The sequence below is a fragment of the Chitinophaga qingshengii genome (assembly GCF_014529935.1).
Lineage (GTDB): Bacteria > Bacteroidota > Bacteroidia > Chitinophagales > Chitinophagaceae > Chitinophaga > Chitinophaga qingshengii.
Genome location: NZ_JACVFC010000001.1, coordinates 1,660,887 through 1,679,162, shown reverse-complemented (window position 1 = coordinate 1,679,162; position 18,276 = coordinate 1,660,887). Strand labels below are relative to the sequence as shown.

The 18,276-nt window shown below is 48.9% G+C and carries 10 protein-coding genes; 2 read left to right on the top strand and 8 right to left on the bottom strand.

Annotated features, from left to right (window positions below):
• Positions 1-177: 177 nt before the first annotated feature.
• A complete protein-coding gene (locus ICL07_RS06230; protein ID WP_188087056.1) occupies positions 178-3,408 on the bottom strand; it encodes a TonB-dependent receptor in 3,231 nt (1,076 codons plus the stop codon).
• Positions 3,409-3,828: 420 nt separating this feature from the next.
• Between ICL07_RS06230 and ICL07_RS06225 the strand changes: the two genes are divergently transcribed.
• Entirely contained in the window at positions 3,829-5,031 is a 1,203-nt protein-coding gene (locus ICL07_RS06225; protein ID WP_188087055.1) for a bifunctional 3,4-dihydroxy-2-butanone-4-phosphate synthase/GTP cyclohydrolase II, read from the top strand.
• Between the two features lie 190 nt (positions 5,032-5,221).
• Here the strand turns inward: ICL07_RS06225 and ICL07_RS06220 are convergent, their stop codons facing one another.
• The 6 genes from ICL07_RS06220 to ggt form a co-directional block, all read right to left on the bottom strand.
• Positions 5,222-9,838, bottom strand: a complete 4,617-nt coding sequence (locus ICL07_RS06220; protein ID WP_188087054.1) for a translocation/assembly module TamB domain-containing protein — start codon at positions 9,836-9,838, stop codon at positions 5,222-5,224.
• Positions 9,839-10,197: 359 nt separating this feature from the next.
• Positions 10,198-11,067, bottom strand: a complete 870-nt coding sequence (locus ICL07_RS06215; protein WP_188087053.1) for a TraB/GumN family protein — start codon at positions 11,065-11,067, stop codon at positions 10,198-10,200.
• A 19-nt stretch (positions 11,068-11,086) separates the two neighbouring features.
• The gene (locus ICL07_RS06210) at positions 11,087-12,142 is read right to left on the bottom strand and encodes a pyridoxal phosphate-dependent aminotransferase family protein (RefSeq protein WP_188087052.1); all 1,056 of its coding nucleotides are present in this window, start codon (positions 12,140-12,142) and stop codon (positions 11,087-11,089) included.
• A gap of 6 nt (positions 12,143-12,148) precedes the next feature.
• Positions 12,149-12,571: a hypothetical protein gene (locus tag ICL07_RS06205; protein ID WP_188087051.1), complete on the bottom strand. Its 423-nt coding sequence runs from the start codon at positions 12,569-12,571 to the stop codon at positions 12,149-12,151.
• A gap of 6 nt (positions 12,572-12,577) precedes the next feature.
• Entirely contained in the window at positions 12,578-13,096 is a 519-nt protein-coding gene (locus tag ICL07_RS06200; protein ID WP_188087050.1) for a DUF1572 family protein, read from the bottom strand.
• 135 nt (positions 13,097-13,231) lie between these two features.
• Positions 13,232-14,938, bottom strand: a complete 1,707-nt coding sequence (gene ggt / locus ICL07_RS06195; protein WP_188087049.1) for a gamma-glutamyltransferase — start codon at positions 14,936-14,938, stop codon at positions 13,232-13,234.
• Between the two features lie 66 nt (positions 14,939-15,004).
• On the opposite strand from ggt, the gene ICL07_RS06190 reads away from it, so the two are divergent.
• The gene (locus tag ICL07_RS06190; RefSeq protein WP_188087048.1) at positions 15,005-17,542 is read left to right on the top strand and encodes a M14 family metallopeptidase; all 2,538 of its coding nucleotides are present in this window, start codon (positions 15,005-15,007) and stop codon (positions 17,540-17,542) included.
• Here the strand turns inward: ICL07_RS06190 and ICL07_RS06185 are convergent, their stop codons facing one another.
• A complete protein-coding gene (locus ICL07_RS06185; protein WP_246484982.1) occupies positions 17,543-18,148 on the bottom strand; it encodes a redoxin family protein in 606 nt (201 codons plus the stop codon).
• Positions 18,149-18,276 lie beyond the last annotated feature (128 nt).

Genomic DNA, 18,276 nt, shown 5'->3' with positions numbered 1-18,276 from the left:
AGGTATATGGTATCGAAAATTGCGGGGCAGGTTAACCAATAATTTATCTATTATGAAGATAGTAAAAATAATTGCTTTCAGCAATTATAGATCTAGCTAGGAAAGAAGATGTTTTTATAAAAAAGAAAGGGCTGACCATTCCGGTCAGCCCTTTCTTTTTTATAAAGTGTAATTAGCTTAGAAGCTATAACGGAAGCCCAACTGACCTCTCCAACGGGAGGTGAAGTTGTTGATCACGTATGGAGTTACATCGCCGTATCCATTTACGATTCTTCTGTAGTCATACTGGAATACAGGAGTACCGTTGGACATGCTTCTGTAGGTGATTGGCGTAGCAGCCTGGTTGCTGATGAAGTAGGTTTGACCCCATTCTTTGTTCAACAGGTTACCAACGTTCAGGATGTCGAAAGTGATTTCGACTTTGTGGTTTTTCCAGATTGGCAGCACCTGAGCCAGTTTGAAGTCGAACACATTCTCAAACGGTGTACGGGAGCCATTTCTCTTCGCGTTTTCACCACGGTGTTTGCTCAGGTATTTGTCGTTGCTGATCAGGTTTTCCAGGTCCTGACGCTGTTGTGCTTCAGTACGGGTGTAGCTACCCTGGGTAATCGGATCAAAGCGCATAGTAGTTAATTCAGTTGCGGTCGGAATGTAGATCAGGTCGTTGTTACCGTTTCCACCAGGGATATCATCACCGGTAGGGTCGCTACCCTGGTTAAAGTATACCCAGCTGTAAGGTGTTCCAGACTGGCCGTTGTAGAACAGACTAACAGTGGTAGCAAAGTTTTTCTGTTTGCCATACTTGAACGTTTTGGCAATTACACCCATTACACGATGTCCCATGCTATAGTTAGCACGAGCATTGTCCAGGTTGTTCAGGCCATTAACGTTCGGGGTAAATTTCCAGTTGGAGCTGGCTGTGGAAGAAGTACCGTCGTTGAGGGAGTAAGCGTCTCCATAGGAGTAACCTACTTTAACGAACAAACCGTTGCTGGTTACTTTGCTCAGTTCACCAGAGATATTGTAGGTGTAACCTTCGTTAGTGTTCTGTAACAACAGTACCTGAGGACCCCAGTTCGGCGTTTTCAGTTTGTAGGTTGGGCGTTTAAGACCGCCACCCAGTGCCACGCTGTCATTGGTTGGAATAACGTTCAGGTTGTTCCATACAGCATTGTTAAGGGTTTTAGCGAAGTTTCCTTCAACAATTGCTTTCATGCCCCATGGCAGTTGTCTTTCTACTGCCAGGTTTGTTTTGAACACTTGCGGGAACTTGAAGTTCTTATCCGTCAGGTTGATGTTGGCGATGTTTTTCTTGATATTGGCACCCATAGCCGCCAGCATGGACGCTGTATATTGACCATAGAACGGACTGTTAGGGTCATACTGGAAGGTAACGCCATTGGGTAAATTAGCGCCGGAGAGGTTAACGTTGGTGTATAGATTACCGGAGGTATTGTATTGGTTGGAAATCCATACAAACGGTACGCGTCCGGTAAAGATACCGGCGCCACCACGGATAATGGTTTGGCCGTCGTTGGTCACGTCCCAGTTGAAGCCTACTCTCGGTGCTACCAGCGGTCTGGATTTTGGAATGGTGGTAGTGGCGTAACCTGCGAAGTTGGCGTCTTTATTAAACTCTACGTTATCCGGAGGTGTAGTAGAGAAGATCGGAATGTCTACTCTTACACCTGCTGTCAGGGTAAAGTTTCTGCGAATATTCCATTCATCCTGGGCGTAAAAACCAATCTGGGCCGCTTTAAACCCAACGCCCTCGCGTTGTGTAGAGTCGGCAGTAGTATAATTGATTTGATACTGTCTTGGTTTCATGCCAAGGAGAAATTGGTTTATAGAATCGTAAGCGTAGGCGCCGAATGCATTTTGAATAAAGGTATTCTTAATGTTGTACAACTCGGCATTGGCACCTACGGTGATGGTATGTTTACCATGGTACATAGTCAGGTTATCTGTAAATGTCCAGATTTTCTGATCCAGTGCATTAGCGGTAGAAGAAGGCTCGCTACCCAGGTAGATGTTTCTGTTGTTGTCGGTGATCTGTATAGTCGGGAAGGCCTGACCGAGGTAGGATCTTCTGTCCTGTACATTATTGTATCCCACTCTCAATTCATTGCTCAGTTTATTGGAAAAACTGGAGTTCAGCTCAATCACACTGGAATTGCTCTTGGAAGGGAATGAATAGTAGTTGTTGAAAAAAGTAGCCTTGGATGTTGCATTACGACCATTGGTATTGATGTCGGAAGCATCCAGGTAGTTGTGGCGGATAGTTAGTTTGTGAATATTGTTGATGTTCCAGTCTACACGGCCAAAGATAGTGGTAGCTGTTTTGTTGCGGGTTTGGTCGGTATAGCTTCCAAGATCCACACCATATTTATCTTTTACAAAATTATAAATACGGGCCAGCTCATCAACTTTTACGTTGTTGGCGCCAGTAGCAGGGTTGTAGTCAACCGGGTTATTGCGTTCTGTTCTTTCTACGTTAGCGAAGAAGAATAATTTGTTTTTGATGATAGGGCCACCGAGGCTTGCTCCATAGATTTTGCTGTTGAAATCGCCGTACTTGGAGTGAGTGCTGTCCGGGGCTTTACCTACGAAGCTATTGTTTTGCAGGTAGAGGTAAGCTGAACCGTGAAAATCGTTGGTACCACTCTTAGTGATGGCATTGATACCGCCGCCTGTAAAGCCACTTTGCTTAACATCGTACGGGTTTAAAACAATCTGCAACTGGTCGATCGTTTCGATGGAGATGGGGTTAGCCCCTGCCTGGCCACCATTGGTACCGGAAGCAGACAAACCAAATACGTCGTTGGTAACGGCGCCATCCACTGCAAACTGGTTGTATTTATTGCTGGCACCACCAAAAGAAATACCCAGCGGAGAACCGTCACCGCCATTGGTAGTAACCGATGCCTGTGGGCTCAGTTTTGCGAAGTCCTGTACACTTCTGTTCACCGTAGGAATGTTGTCAATCTGTGTACGGCTTACGTTCAGTGCAGTACCGCCATTACCCTGTGTTACCACTTTGTTGGCGGTGATATTGATTTCCTGGAGGTTGGTAGTACCTTCAGTCAGTTTTACATTCAATTTTTGTGGTGTACCCAGCTGCAGGAAAATGTTGTTGAAGTTTTCCGTGCCGTAGCTGATAAAAGATACTTCCACTTTGTAAGGACCACCTACGCGCATGTTAGGAATGGTGAATTCACCGCCAACGCGGGTAGTGGTTCCATAAACTGTACCGGATGGCGTGTGGGTTGCCTTAACGGTGGCACCGATCAGGCCTTCGCCTTTGGAATCCGTTACAACACCGATCATACTACTGGTCGTAACCTGTGCATAGGTGAAGATCGTTGTAAGTAATAAGGATAAGGTAAAGAGTAATTTTTTAAATCCCATGATTAGAGAAGTTTGTTTCATGGCGCAAAGGTGCCAAAAAAGTTTGGGAAAACTTTAACGCCGAATTAACAAATTGTTAAGTCGTGCATGTTGACTAAACCTTGATAAATTTTTTTGATAGCTTCATTACAAAACCCACATTTGCATTGTCTTTGTTTAAGAAAATGTTAAAAAATTATGATTTCTCAAATCGAGCTATTTGTTAATGCATAAAACCTTTATCCAGACTGAACTTTACGGTATTCCTGCTTGTTGCATGCCAAACTTATTTGCCTAATTTCTTATTTGTTAAAATTACCCTGTATAATCATCAAATCATCAGCGGGTTTTTCCGTTTCCGGAGAGAATGTTTCCTTCACCATTTCCCATGTTTAAGTCGTAACTTTGCGGTCATTCAACATTGACCCGGAGGGATAATATATGTTAGACACAATAGCAGCAGCAATAGAAGATATCAAGAACGGCAAACTGGTAATCGTAGTAGATGATGAAGACCGCGAGAATGAAGGCGACTTTATAACCGCAGCGCGTAACGTTACGCCGGAGATCATCAACTTTATGAGCACACACGGCCGTGGCCTGATCTGCGCTCCCCTGGCTGAAGAACGCTGCGAAGAACTGGGACTGGAACTGATGGTCAGAGACAATACCGCCCTGCACCAGACGCCTTTCACCGTATCGGTAGACCTGCTCGGCCATGGCTGCACTACCGGCATCTCCGCACACGACAGAGCCAAAACTGTACAAGCGCTGATCGACCCTAACACTAAACCGGAAGAACTCGGTAAACCCGGACACATCTTCCCCCTGAAAGCTAAAACAGGCGGCGTTTTACGTCGCTCCGGCCATACGGAGGCAACGATAGACCTGGCCCGGCTGGCAGGCTTTGAGCCCGCCGGCGTACTGGTAGAAATCATGAATGAAGACGGCTCCATGGCCCGCCTGCCCCAACTGCGGGAAATCGCCGATAAATTCGACCTGAAACTGATCTCCATCCAGGACCTTATCGCCTACATGCTCAGCACCGAAACCCTGATCGAAGAAGGGGTGAGGGTACAAATGCCTACCAAATACGGCAACTTTGAACTCATCGCCTTCAAACAGGTGAATTCCGGTGAAATACACATGGCATTGAAAAAGGGCGACTGGACCAAAGACGAACCGGTACTGGTACGCGTACACTCGTCCTGCGTAACCGGCGATATCCTGCACTCCCTGCGCTGCGACTGTGGTGAACAACTGCACGCCGCTATGCAGATGGTAGAGAAAGAAGGGAAAGGCCTTATATTATACATGAACCAGGAAGGTCGCGGTATCGGTCTCATGAACAAACTCAAAGCCTACAAATTGCAGGAAGAAGGCCTCGACACCGTGGAAGCCAACCTGGAACTCGGCTTTAAAATGGATGAACGCGATTACGGTGTAGGCGCCCAGATTCTGCGGCACCTCGATATCACCAAACTCCGCCTCATCACCAATAACCCGCGCAAACGGGCCGGCCTCAGCGGCTATGGCCTGGAAGTAGTGGAAAACGTACCCATCGAAATCCATCCTAATCCGTATAATGAAAATTACCTGCGGACTAAAAGAGATAAACTGGGCCACGAAATTCTCAAAGGCTAATGCTTTATTAAATCATACGAATCCCGGAGCAGACCGCTCCGGGATTTTTTTATGCGTTATCGATCCCTGGTTTCCCTGGGCTAAGATCTTGTTCAATTTCCTTCAATTCAGAAATTCCCTGGCTCAGGCTTCAGCCCTGGGAGGGATGAGATAGGATCAAAAAAGGAACCTGGTAATATTTAATGCCGGTTTATGGCTGTTCAGTGGAGTCTTCTTTGGGTTTCAGCGCAGCGGCTTTACGCAATGAATCCATTAACGGGGTACGACTGCGCCGCTGACTGTGGAACAACTCGCCGAAGCGATTGAACTCACGGATATACGAAATGCCGACGCCGGATTTCGTACGGTTGTTCAGGTTATATACGTCATAATCTGATTTGCTGAAGGCATTGATACGGAAACGGCCGTCCGGCGTCAACAGGTACTCAATGCGGAAGTCGCCGGCAAACCGGTTGGCATTGGCAGAGGTGGAGGACTTACCCCAGTCGTAGTCGCCACCGGCATACAACCGGAAACGGTTGTTAAACAGCGTACTGGTAATACCCGCACTCACCTGGTTACGGTCCACCGAAGAGTTATCGGTGGCACTGCCGGGACCGCCTACGTTGTAGGCACGATAGTTAACGTTCACGCCTATACCACTGCCTTTGAGCAGGGCGCCGGTAATATTGTTGAGGATGGCGGACGCCTGGGCGGAAAGCGCTTGTCCCACACTGTTTTTACCGGTAATGCCCACGTTGGCGGCAGCATTGGTGGTAGCATCATCCGGAAGGAACTGGTTAAACAACAACAGCCCGTACATCTGCAGCAAAGCTTTGTTCTGGTCGTTGTTGATCTCTTTCAGCTTCGCGGCTACGCCACTTTCATAAGAGAGGCTGCCCACATCCGGTAGCTCAATGGTGTAGGAGATATCCGGCTTCATCAGCGCGCCGCGCAGGTTGATGAGCACATCCACTCTTTCGGTACGGGTAGCCAGTTTGTCGTTGGTACTTACGGCTGCCGCCTGTCCCAGCAGGTTATACAAGCTCACTTTGGGCAGGGAGTATTTAGCGATAATGTTCACCTTGGCTTCCTGCGGATCGCCGTTCCAGGTAATGGTACTGTTCTTTTCGATATCAAACTTCCAGCTGGTAAGCCGCTGGAAAGTAAAATTGTACGATCCGTTATTGATCTCGTAGTTGCCGAACATGCTGAAATCCCCTTCGGTATTGGCGATGAACTGAAGGTTGCCGGAACCATTGGCAGAGATAACATCGCCGGTGGTGGCGTCCAGGATCACATCTATCTGGGCATCCGGATTGGCGGCAATGTCCAGTTTCACGGTCAGCTTGGTATTATCTTTCTTCCGTTTGTTCTCTTTTACTTCTGTACCATAAGTTTTGAAGATGATATAATCGTATTTACCGATGTCTTTACTGTCGGACATAGGTAGATAAAAATGCGTGCCTTTCAATGGCCTGGCGATAACGTGCATCTGCATATCGTTCAGCGGACCGGAGAAATATACCTTCCCATCAGCCAACACATCTCCATAAAACAAGTCGTTATCGGCAGCAGTAGTACTGAGAAACACAAAATTGCGGCCGGTCACATCGAAATCGAAATTCAGTTTGTTGAAATGATCATGACTGATATAACCGCTGGCATTGCCCCTGGTATTGTTTTTATCGATGACGGTGAAATTGCCGAACTCAATCAGGTTATCATCAATATTGACATTGAGCTTGGGTATTTTGTAACGGGTACCCAGATAATCAACGGTAACGGCTACGGTATCCAGCTGTAAGGTGCCCTTCATAGAGGGCAAATCGGTGGTACCGGAAATATTCACTTTACCGGTAACGGCGCCGGTTAAGTCGGACACATACCCTGTCAGGTACTTGCTCAGGAGGTTGATGGACATGGTATTGAAGTCCACGGAAGCGTCAATATCCTTATTGGTGGCAGATAAGCCGATTTTTCCCTGGGCCAGGAAATTTTTGCCTTCGTTGTCGGATTTTACCAGGAATGTAGCGGTGCCGGTGCGGTGCAGGTAGCTGCCGTCTACGTTCAGGGTACCGATAGAGTCGTTGTCTATACGCAGTTCACGGGTACGCAGGGCGGCCGTGATATCAAGATCTTGTGTCGGATCGGTGATATGAATGGTACCGTCAGTAATCCCTTCAATACGGGTGGTGATCAGCTGGGCCGGAATAACGTCGGGAAGGTTCAGGTTTTTAAGGGTAACGATAAACCGCGATTCATCCGGGTTAAATTCATTGGTTTCCACCGTAATACTCTGATCATTGCGGGTGACGCGCAGATTGCGCACCGTCAGGAAATCTTTGCTCCAGTAGATTTCGTTACCAGGGGTTACATTCCATTGCCGTTCATTCACAGTAAAAGCACTGTTGAGGAAGCTGATTTTTATACCCTGGTGCACGGTGATCACACGGGCATAAAAACCATCGAGGGAGGAGGTATCCTGCGCCTGGAGGTCTACCTTCAGGTAGGAAGTATCATTGCCGGAACTGGCCAGTATCAGTGGGTTCTGAAGGATGGTATTGTTGCCGGACAGTACTTTTCCGATGCTGGTACTGAGGTTGACTTTGTTAAAGGTACCATCACCTTTTATCTGTAGGTCCTGCACACGGTAGCCGAGATAACCGGCCTCGGGAACAGTGATATTCAGGGCGAGGTTACCGCCGTTCATGGTATTGAGCGCACCCTGAACTGCCGTGTTATCAAAGCCGGTGAACTTATTGGTAAAGCCTTTCAGCAGTTTTTCCACTTCGCCGAACTGAAATGCAAAAGTGAAATTCTCCTGTACATCCGGCCGTTGCGGCGCCAGGAAATAGCTGGGGTAGTATTTGTATAACAGCAGCTGAAAGGCATCCGGCAGTTCCATGAGTTTATAGGAACCTTTCACATAACCGCTTACCTCGCTGCCATTTAAACTGAGTACTTTCTGGTTGTCCTGCATATGGGTAGCTATGCGCAGGGAGTCAAACTCCAGCCGTTTACCATCTTTGTAGACAGATACTTCATGCATACGGGCGGTGCCGTCGAAGTTGTCAATGTTGTTACCGGCGAAATTGAGGTCCAGCGTGGCTTGCAGGGTAACGGAATCTTCCACGATATGCAATGCTTTCAGGTCGGCCTTGCGCAGGTCGGAGTGGAAGTTGAATACCGGCAGGGCTTCGTTAAAATCGATGGTGCCGGCAAAGTCCATATCGAGATTAGGATCTCTGGAGGCGAGGGAGCCATTGAAGAATTTACGGCTCATAGTACCGGTGGTTTTAATGTTCCGGTAAGTGTACCCAAACAATCCGATCTCCTGTACATCTGCGTCTACACTGGCTTTAAGCGTTTTGAAGTTAAAGCCGGCCCCGTCTACTTTGGCATTCAGGGTAACGGTGGACAGGTTGTTGTTATCAAAGAGGGCGCCTACGTCAAAGCCTTTGCTGGTAAGGCTACCGGAGTAAACCGGTACATCGCGGGCGGTTTTAAAGTTAAGGTCGGAGCTGAGTTGGCCCAGATTGGTCTGAAACTGGCCATAGGCTACGAAGTCATTGATAAAGCCGGTATAACTTCCCTGGAAGCGGATAGACGTAAGGCGGTCCATGCGGATAGCATCCACTTCTTTCACAATCGGCATAATCTGCATCACGTCGGCGCCGGTGGTCACCAGTTCTTCGGTATGGAAGTCGATGAATGTTTCGTTGATATCGGGCAGACCGCGCATTTCGAGACTGCCTTTGAGGCGGGTGGTATTACCGGCTTCCAGTGCTATGTCGGATGCTTTCAGGTTGCTGACAGGACCCCGGGCTTTACCACTGAGTTTGATTTCCTTTTTCCAGGTAGATAGCGGCGGCGCAAAGAATGCAATATCGTCGGACGATAGTTTACAGTCTTTGAAACGGGCCTGCATAAACACATCGTTGATATAGTCGTTCATATCGCTGATGTCGGAGTACTGCATCGTATAGTAGTCACCGATATGACTGCGGTTGGTCTCCAGGTCCAGCTGGGAGAACTCCATTTCTACGGGCGACATCTTAAAGCGGCTGGTCAGTTTTTTCACTTCAAAGCCGGAACGTTCTTTGGTGCTCATGGTAAGATCGCCGATGATACTGTCTTTCACCAGGCTGGTGTTGGTGAGGGACAGGTTAATCTCCCCGAAACGGATATGATTGGGCGCGAAGTAGCCAGGTTCTATTTTGGTGCTGTCATCGGGCTGATCTACGCCCAGCATGCCATTGCGGATATGCAGTTCTTTCAGCAGGAGTTTCCAGTTGCCGTAATTCCAGCGCAGTTCCCCCGGGGCAGTTGTGTCGGGCACGGGGCTACCGGTGAGGTGAGGGCGCTTATGCCGCAATGGAGAGGAGGAATAGCTGCTGACGATAAAGTAAGGGTTATCCAGGAACAGTTCCTGTATATCGATATTGTGTTTTTGCAGGTCCAGGTTTTTGGCATCCAGAAAAATGCGTTTGGCGTAGCCGCGCATATCTTCACCCACCCAGGCATCGATTTGATTGATGCGGATGTTGCGAAGGTCGATTTTTTTCAGATCGAGGGAAATGCCTTTGGAGGGTGATTGCGATTTGGGTGTGCTGGGTCCGGAGAAGGCTTCTTCCAGGAAATGATAGTTCCAGACGGAATCGTTGCGGGGCCGCAGCAGGTTTACCTGTGCGTCTTCCAGTCCTACAAATTTGATGACGGGTTTATCCTGAAAAAAGAACCAGTCAGTAATGCGCACCTGCAATTTGCCCGCGTACAGGAGGGTGTCTTTATGCTGATCCTCGATGAGTGCTCCTTCCAGCTGCATGCTATTAAACAGCCGTAACGTGACGCGGTTTATTTCGACCCGTGTGTGAAGTTGATCGGATAAACGCGATGTAACCTCCCTCACCAGCAGGTTCTGGACTGCGGGTATATTGATTAATACTCCCACCAGAATGATCAGGCCTAACAAACACAGTAAAATGATAGTTAGTATTTTCCGAACTTTTTTCAGGCAGCAAAGTTTATCCGGCAAAAATAGGGGTTATTTAGGGATTTTTTGATTTGCGATTTTTTGATTTCGTGAATAAAGAGCGAAGATCAAAGCGGGTAATTAATCGCTTTGATCTTCGCTCTTTATCGTCCCCAAAATCAAAAAATCGCAAATCAAAAAATCCCTAAATCTTATAGGGCCGGTTCCACGGTGTAGCCTTCTTTGCGCAGCAGCGCTATCAGCCCTTTATTGCCGGCGAGGTGGGCAGCGCCTACGGCTACGAATATAGGTCCTTTGACCATCAGTTGCCTGATTTGCGGTACCCAGGCGGCATTGCGGCGGAAAAGCATCAGGTCCTGGTAGTTTTTCAGGTCGGGGGATTGTATCACCAGCTGGTACAGTTTGTCGAGGTCCTGTTTTTTCCAGGCATCTGCCAGCGTACGGGCTTCCTGGTCGTGATGTTGTATGTCCTTTACCAGGCGGACAATCATCTCTGCTTCTATTTTATCCGGGATGCTATCGAAAAGGGCTATCTGGGATTCCACAGTTTCGAACGTAGCGATTGGAATTTTCTGATTGGTTGCCATGGTGGCTAGTTCCCGGTCGGGGGCCGCAATTTCCTGGCTGGAACAGGGTACCTGCTTCATCAGCAGCAGGGTGGTGAGCATAAACGGTTTGGCTTTGTCCAGCATGCTGATGTCATAGTTCAGGGAATCCCGGAAGAAACGGTCTACCATGGAATAATCGGATGCATTAAAAAGTTGTTTCAGGGAATAATCATCTGCTTCATTGAAAATGAGTGATTTCATTTTCTCTTTTCCGTCGGCCATCAGATCTATTTCCATGCACATCGTTTGGGCGTTGTGCAGTGCATTGGTGACCGGGGGCGGAAACGACAGGTCTGTTTTGCAAACCAGGTGCATGGTACCATAAAGGTAAGAGGGGGTGGAAAGGCCTTGTCCGGATACTTTCCATAACAGGGATTTACCCTGTGCATTGCCGGAGAGCTGTGCCAGCAGCGCCAGCAGAAGGGGACCAATGTTTTTCAGTAGGCGTAACATCTGATAGGGTTTTTAATTGTTAGTAACCATATTCTTTCAGAAACTGGTAAAGGGTTAATATATCCTGCTGGGTATGCAGTGCTGATATGATGGCCCTGTTCACCGGTTGGCTGTGTGGAAACGGGTAAGGGAAACTGGAAATAATAACATCCCGTTCAGCCAGATAGTTCAGCAACGGCATTTTTTCTGCCGGTTGCGGCAGGATAAATACAGGAAGGGCATGTGGATTGTGAATGCGGGAACCGGCCGACAGATGCAGGAAATACGCCACATTTTGTTGTAACGTGATCCGCTGCTGCCGGACGAGATCGCCACACTGCAGCCAGGCATAGGCGCCGGCGGGCATCATGGGAGTGCTGCCGGTAAAGAAGCTGTTTTTCTTCAGTGCGGCAATATCTGCGGCATGACCAGCCACCACACCGCCTTCTACGCTGTAGGCCTTGGCCAGCGAAGCCGTGATCAGGTAATGCAGTTGATCTGTACGGGGGAGATAATGAATACTGCCCTGTCCTTCCGGTCCCAGTATACCGATGCCATGAGAATCATCTGCCAGCACCAGCACTTTGCGTTGTAGCTGCCGGAGCCAGTCGAAGGCAAATATTTCCCCGGTGATGGGATTCAGGGTATCGGTCACGATTACAAAATGATGATCCGGGTGACTATTCACCAGCGTGATGGTATCCTGCTCCCATTGTAACCTGCTGCCGGCGGGCAACTGCGGGGAGCCCAGCCATAATGCCGGATGAGCGCCGGGAGCATAACGGAGTTGTCCGCGCGTGGCGGCGTAATGTACCGCTGCCTGGGCTGCCATATAGCCGGAGGAAAGCACTACCGCTGCTTGTTGCCCCAGGTGGTTACAAAGGGCATGCTCCATTTCACCGAAAAGCGACAGCCGCAGGTTGCCGGCCCTGGAGGAAGGAAAAAGGGTACCATAACGATGGATACCTTCTGTGAAGGCGGCTTTAAAAGCAGGTTGCTGATGTAAACCGAGATAGGAAAAGCCCGAGAAAAACAGGCAACTGCGATTGTCAACAGTGACGGTCCTTCCCGGGGTAATATCGGTATGTAAAAGCATAGGCGGCTATTCTTTTCGGGTGCATAGAATAAAGTGGTAATCACCGGATTTTACTTTCATATCGAAATGTGTTTCATCCAGTTTTTCCACGGTGACAAGATTTTCAGCAGAACGGGAGCCATTGGAGGCGGTGACGGAGATCACCTTGCCGTTGCTGAGTATGAAATACTTGCCTGAATCCGGTTTACCGGCAATGGTGGCCACAAAAACGCTGTTATCCAGGAACTGGTAATACACATCGCTGTAGTAGCCATCTTTCAGGTCTTTGGCCTGTATACGCTGGGTGTTGTTATACGGATCGCCCTGGGGGACCTTCACATCGTAAACCCGCCATTTTTTGTGCTTCAGCAACTCATCGGTTTTACCGGTGTTGCAGGCGAAGAACAACAACGCCGGCAGTATAACGGTAAAGATAGTACGTAGTTTCATAATTTATCAGTTCCCGAATTTTGCCCGGTTAAAGATTTCCGACTGGCCTTTTGGAATAGAGAGGCTTTGCCAATGATCGCCCATGATCATTTTGCCGAGGTATACCATTTGTCCTACATGGTAGGGGATATGGGTCATTTGACGGTTAATGGCGTCCAGCACGGAGTGCGCCTCCGCACGGATGTAAACGGTTTTTTCCAGATCAGCAGGCGTGAGGCTGCCAATGGCATTGAGCAGGCAGGCCCACCCTTCATGCCAGCGTTGCAGAACGACTTCTTTCGATGCCTGGTCTTCTTCAAATTCCTCATCACGGTGCCGGTCACGTTTTTCGCCGTCGGAGGTGAGAAAGTCGGTCCAGCGCGACAACATATTGCCACGGAGATGTTTTACTATCATGGCTACACTATTGGGCTCGCCCTGTGGTTGCCAGTGCAGCTGGGTGGTATCCAGCCTTTCAATGGTTTTGGTGCCCATATCATAGTAGGAGCGGAAACGCTGTAAGGCACTATCAAGATATAGTTGCATTTGGTTATTTGATTATTTTGTTATTTAATTATTGGTCTAAGTCTGCGCCATTCTTTAAGTGATAAATTAGTATTGATTATTTAAGGATTGAACTTTGCTGAAAGAAAAATAACTAAATAACCAAATATCTAAATATCAGTATCCGGCTGCGCTGTCATCGCCACGTTTATCAGCTGCGGCATCCAGCACATGATTGCCGGGATTGCGTTTAATCATTTCGGAACGGCCGATAGGTCCCCGCTTTTTAATGGCATAGCCCATTTGCTGCAAAGCGGTGATCACTTCTTCCGGAAAATCCTTTTCTACGGCTACTTCATCAGGCAGCCACTGATGGTGGAATTTGGGTTTGTTGATGGCATCTGCCGGAGAGAGACCGAATTCCAGGGTGTTCATCAGCATCTGAAAAACGGAAGTGATGATGGTAGAACCACCAGGTGTACCCAGGGCGTACAGTGGTTGTTGCTGTTGTAATACAATGGTGGGCGTCATGGAACTGAGCATCCGTTTACCCGGCGCTATAGCATTGGCTTCAGTGCCTACCAGTCCGTACATGTTGGGTACGCCGGGTTTTACGCTGAAGTCATCCATCTCATTGTTGAGCAGGAAACCGGCTTTACCTACTATGGTACGGCTGCCGTAATGGCCATTGAGCGTAGTGGTAACGGCCACGGCGTTGCCTTTATCATCGATGATGCTGAGGTGGGTGGTTTCTTCGCTTTCGGGCAGTACGCCGGCTTTGGTGGTTTCGCTGTTACCGGCTTTCCCGGGAACAAAATCGGCCATGCGGCTGGTAAGGTATTTTTTGCTGGTCAGCTGCGCTACCGGAACTTTCACAAAATCGGGATCACCGAGGAACTGTGCCCGGTCGGCATAAGCCCTTCTTTCCACTTCCACCATCAGTTGCACTGCCCGGGGAGAATGAAAACCCCATTGTGCCACCGGATAATTTTCGATCATGCCCATCATCTGTTGCAGGCAAATGCCGCCGCTGGAGGGAAGGGGCATGGTAACGATCGTATAGCCTTTATAGTTAAAACTCAGTGCTTTTCTTTCGCGTACTTTATAGTTTTTCAGATCGGCGAGGGTCATGATACCGTGGCCCCGTTTCATTTCCGCTACGATGTTGGCGGCGGTTTCTCCTTCATAAAAGCCAGCGGCTCCTTTTTTTCGTATAAGCTTCAGCGTATGAGCGAGGTCTGGTTGTACCAGGGTATCGCCTTCTTTCCAGGGCTGGTCTTTCACAAACGCGGTGGGCGCGGTGTTGAGCCGCTGGAAATCTGCTTTGGAGGCATTGAGGTTAGCAGCTTCCGAAGCGGTGATGGGAAAACCTTTTTCCGCCAGCAGGATAGCCGGATCTATCAGCGTGGCAAACGGCAGTTTTGCATATTTCATGGCGGCGAAAATTCCGGCTACGGTACCTGGTACGCCGGCAGCGAGGTGTCCGTCGAGGCTGAGCGTAGTAATGGGATTACCCGCGCTGTCGAGGTACATATCCCGGCTGGCCCGGGCGGGGGCTGTCTCCCGGTAGTCCAGTGCCAGCTGTTTGCCATTAGACAGGTGAGCAACCATAAAACCGCCGCCACCGAGGTTGCCGGCGCCGGGATATACGACGGCCAGTGCCAGTTGGGTGGCGATGGCAGCATCGATCGCATTACCACCCTGCTGCAATATCTGTGCACCTGCACGGCTGGCCAGCGGATGGGCTGACACAACAGCGCCATGAGGCACGGTAATATTTTTCTCTATTTTATAGTCATAAGGCCGGAGTTGTTCAGCCGGGAACTGGGCCCTGGCCGTATATACCGTGCTGACCGCCAAGCCCAGCAAAATCAGGAAACGCATGATACTTCTGTTTGCGTGTAAATTAACAAAACAATCCTATCTTACGTGAATAAACTAATCGTTGCTATGCGCCAACACATACTTCTGGCACTGCTACTGCTTGGCTTTTTCCCCGCCATGGCCCAGATCCCTACACCAGACCAATTTTTGGGCTATCCGTTGGGTAGTCAGTTCACTCCTCATTACCGGGTACTGGATTATTTCAGACAGGTGGCTGCTACCGCAAAAAATGTGAAAGTAGAGCAGTATGGTACCACCTACGAAGGCCGCCCGCTGATCACCGCTACCATCGCTTCCCCGGCCAATTTCAGCCGGTTGGAAGAGATCCGGCAGCATAGTTTGGATATGTCGCTGGCCAAAGGCGGACAACCAGCCGACCAGCCCGTGATCGTATGGCTTAGCTATAATGTGCATGGCAACGAGGCTGTATCTACCGAAGCGGCCATGAAAACGCTGTATGAACTGGTTAATAACGGCAACGCACAAACGCAGCAGTGGCTGCAACATACTGTTGTGATCATTGATCCCTGCCTCAACCCTGATGGACGGGAACGGTATGTCAACTTCTACAACCAGGTACGGGGACTGCAGCCCGATGTAAACCGCTATTCCCGCGAACATAATGAACCCTGGCCCGGCGGCAGACCGAATCATTATTATTTTGACCTGAACCGCGACTGGGCATGGCAAACGCAGCGGGAATCCCAGCAACGGGTAACCCGCTACAACCAGTGGATGCCGCAGCTGCATGTGGATTTCCATGAACAGGAAATTGAAGCGCCCTACTACTTTGCGCCGGCAGCAGAGCCTTTCCATGATGCTATTACGCCATGGCAGCGGGAAGTACAGGTGATGATCGGCAAAAATAACGCTAAATATTTCGACCAGGAAGGCTGGCTCTATTTCACCAAAGAGCGGTTCGACCTGTTTTATCCCAGCTATGGCGATACTTACCCGATGTACAACGGCGCTATTGGCATGACCTACGAACAGGGCGGCAGTGGCCGCGCCGGCGTAGCCGTGCTGAAACGCGATGGCGATACCCTCACGCTGACAGACCGTATCGCCCATCACTTCACCACCGGTATGTCTACCATTGAAGTGGCTTCCCAACAGGCGGACCGTATCCTGAAAGAATACGTGCAGTATTTTGATAAGGCTAAAAAAGAACCGCAGGGCGGCTATAAGTCATATGTCATCAAAGCCGGCGGCAATCCCGAGAAACTGAATACACTGGCAGAGCTGTTGCGTAAAAACAATATTGCTTTTGGTTATGGCGCCAATGCCGCTGCTGCCAGCGGATTTAACTACTTCACCGGTAAAACGGAAAACTTCTCTGTCAATAAGGAAGATCTGGTGATCAACGCTTTCCAGCCCCGTTCCAATATGCTGCGGGTGTTGTTTGAGCCTACTTCCCACCTTACTGATTCGGTGACGTATGATATTACCGCCTGGGCTTTGCCTTATGTATACGGACTGACCACCTACGCGCTTAAGCAGCCACTGACACCTGCTGCAGATGCCCCGGCCATGCAACAGAATACGGCGCTGGCGGCACAGCATCCTTATGCTTATCTTGCGCAGTGGAACAGTGTAAAGGATGTAAAATTCCTTTCAGCATTGCTGAAACGCGGTATGAAAGTGCGTTTCACTGAAGCGCCTTTTATGTCCGGTGGTAAAACATTCCCCGCAGGTACCCTGGTGATTACCCGTACCGGTAATAACGGTAACGGTACTACGTTTGACAGCTATGTCACTTCCCAGGCCGATAAATATAAGATTACACTGGATGCCGTATCTACCGGATTTGTAGACAAAGGCGGCGACTTCGGGTCCGACAAGATCCGTTATATCAAACCACCCAAAGTAGTGCTGGTAGCCGGCGATGGTATTTCATCCCTGGGGGTGGGAGAGATCTGGCATTTCTTTGAACAGCAACTGGAATATCCTATAGCGTTAGTGAACGAACGAAATCTCGCTGCTGTAAACTGGGACAAAACAGATATCCTGATTCTTGCCGATGGTGATTATAAAACATTTATGGACAAGGCTTCCAACGAGCGTATGAAAGAATGGGTAAACAACGGCGGCAAACTGATAGCCATAGAAAGCGCCGTAGAGCAGCTGGCTGGCGCTGATTGGGGTATCAAGGTGAAGAAAGAAAAAGAGAAAGAGGAAGCAGTATCCGAAAAAGGCAAACCGGTGGAAGACGCGTCCTATGACGCGCTGAAACCTTATGCCAACAGGGAAAGGGAAAGTGTACGACAGTTTATTCCCGGCGCTATTTTTAAAGTACAGTTAGATACAACACATCCGCTGGCCTTTGGTTATCCGGGTACTTATTATACCCTGAAACAGGATAGCCGGCTGTATGAATTTATAGACAACGGTGGTTGGAATGTAGGTGTTTTAAAGAAAGACAACTACCTCAGCGGCTTTGTAGGCGCAGATACCCGTAACCGTTTGAAGGACGGTTTATTGTTCGGTGTAAAGGAAATGGGTAACGGTACCGTGGTTGTACTGGCAGATAACCCGCTGTTCAGAAGTTTCTGGGAAAATGGTAAACTGATGTTCAGCAACGCGGTATTCCTCGTTGGACAATAATCAGCGGTTTCGTTTAATATTACAACCCAGCGTGCTGGATGTGTTGGTAGTAACAGCTTTTCCGGCCACCAGCTCGCTGATGGCATTTTGCAGGTGCCGGTTTTTTACCGCATCTGCATTGCCGGGGTTATCATCGATGGCGCCTTTGTACACCAGGAGGCTCTTCTTATCGAACAGATAACATTCCGGCGTATGGTTGGCATCAAAAGCATTTGCCAGTTCGGCATTTTTATCCAGTATATAAAAACAGTGGAATGCCTGTTCCGCTGCATAGGCCTTCATGGCTGAAAAAGACTCAGCTTCCGTACGGGCGGCTTCATTGGAGTTGACCATCACCACACCGATACTGTTTTTATGGGCCAGCGTGCAGATCTGGCGCAGGCGGTCCTGGTTGCGGACCATATACGGACAATGGTTACCGCCAAAGATTACCAGCAGGCCATTAGCGCCTTTAATATTATTCAGCGAAACTTCTTTTCCGGAAATATCCATGCATCTGAGATCTGCTTTGGGCAGCAGTGCGCCGGGTTCAAGCGGGTTCTCGCCGGCCGGGTGGGCAGCGGTAAAAACGAGGGCACAGGCAAGGTAGAGAGCGGACTTCATCATATGAAAGGAATTCGTGTCCAGTATAAATATAATCAATGCGACAGTAAAAAGCCTGACAGCAGGCAAAAAAATCCTAAGAAAGATATGATAAAAAAATATAAAATAAAAATTTTAAAAGACTGTTACTG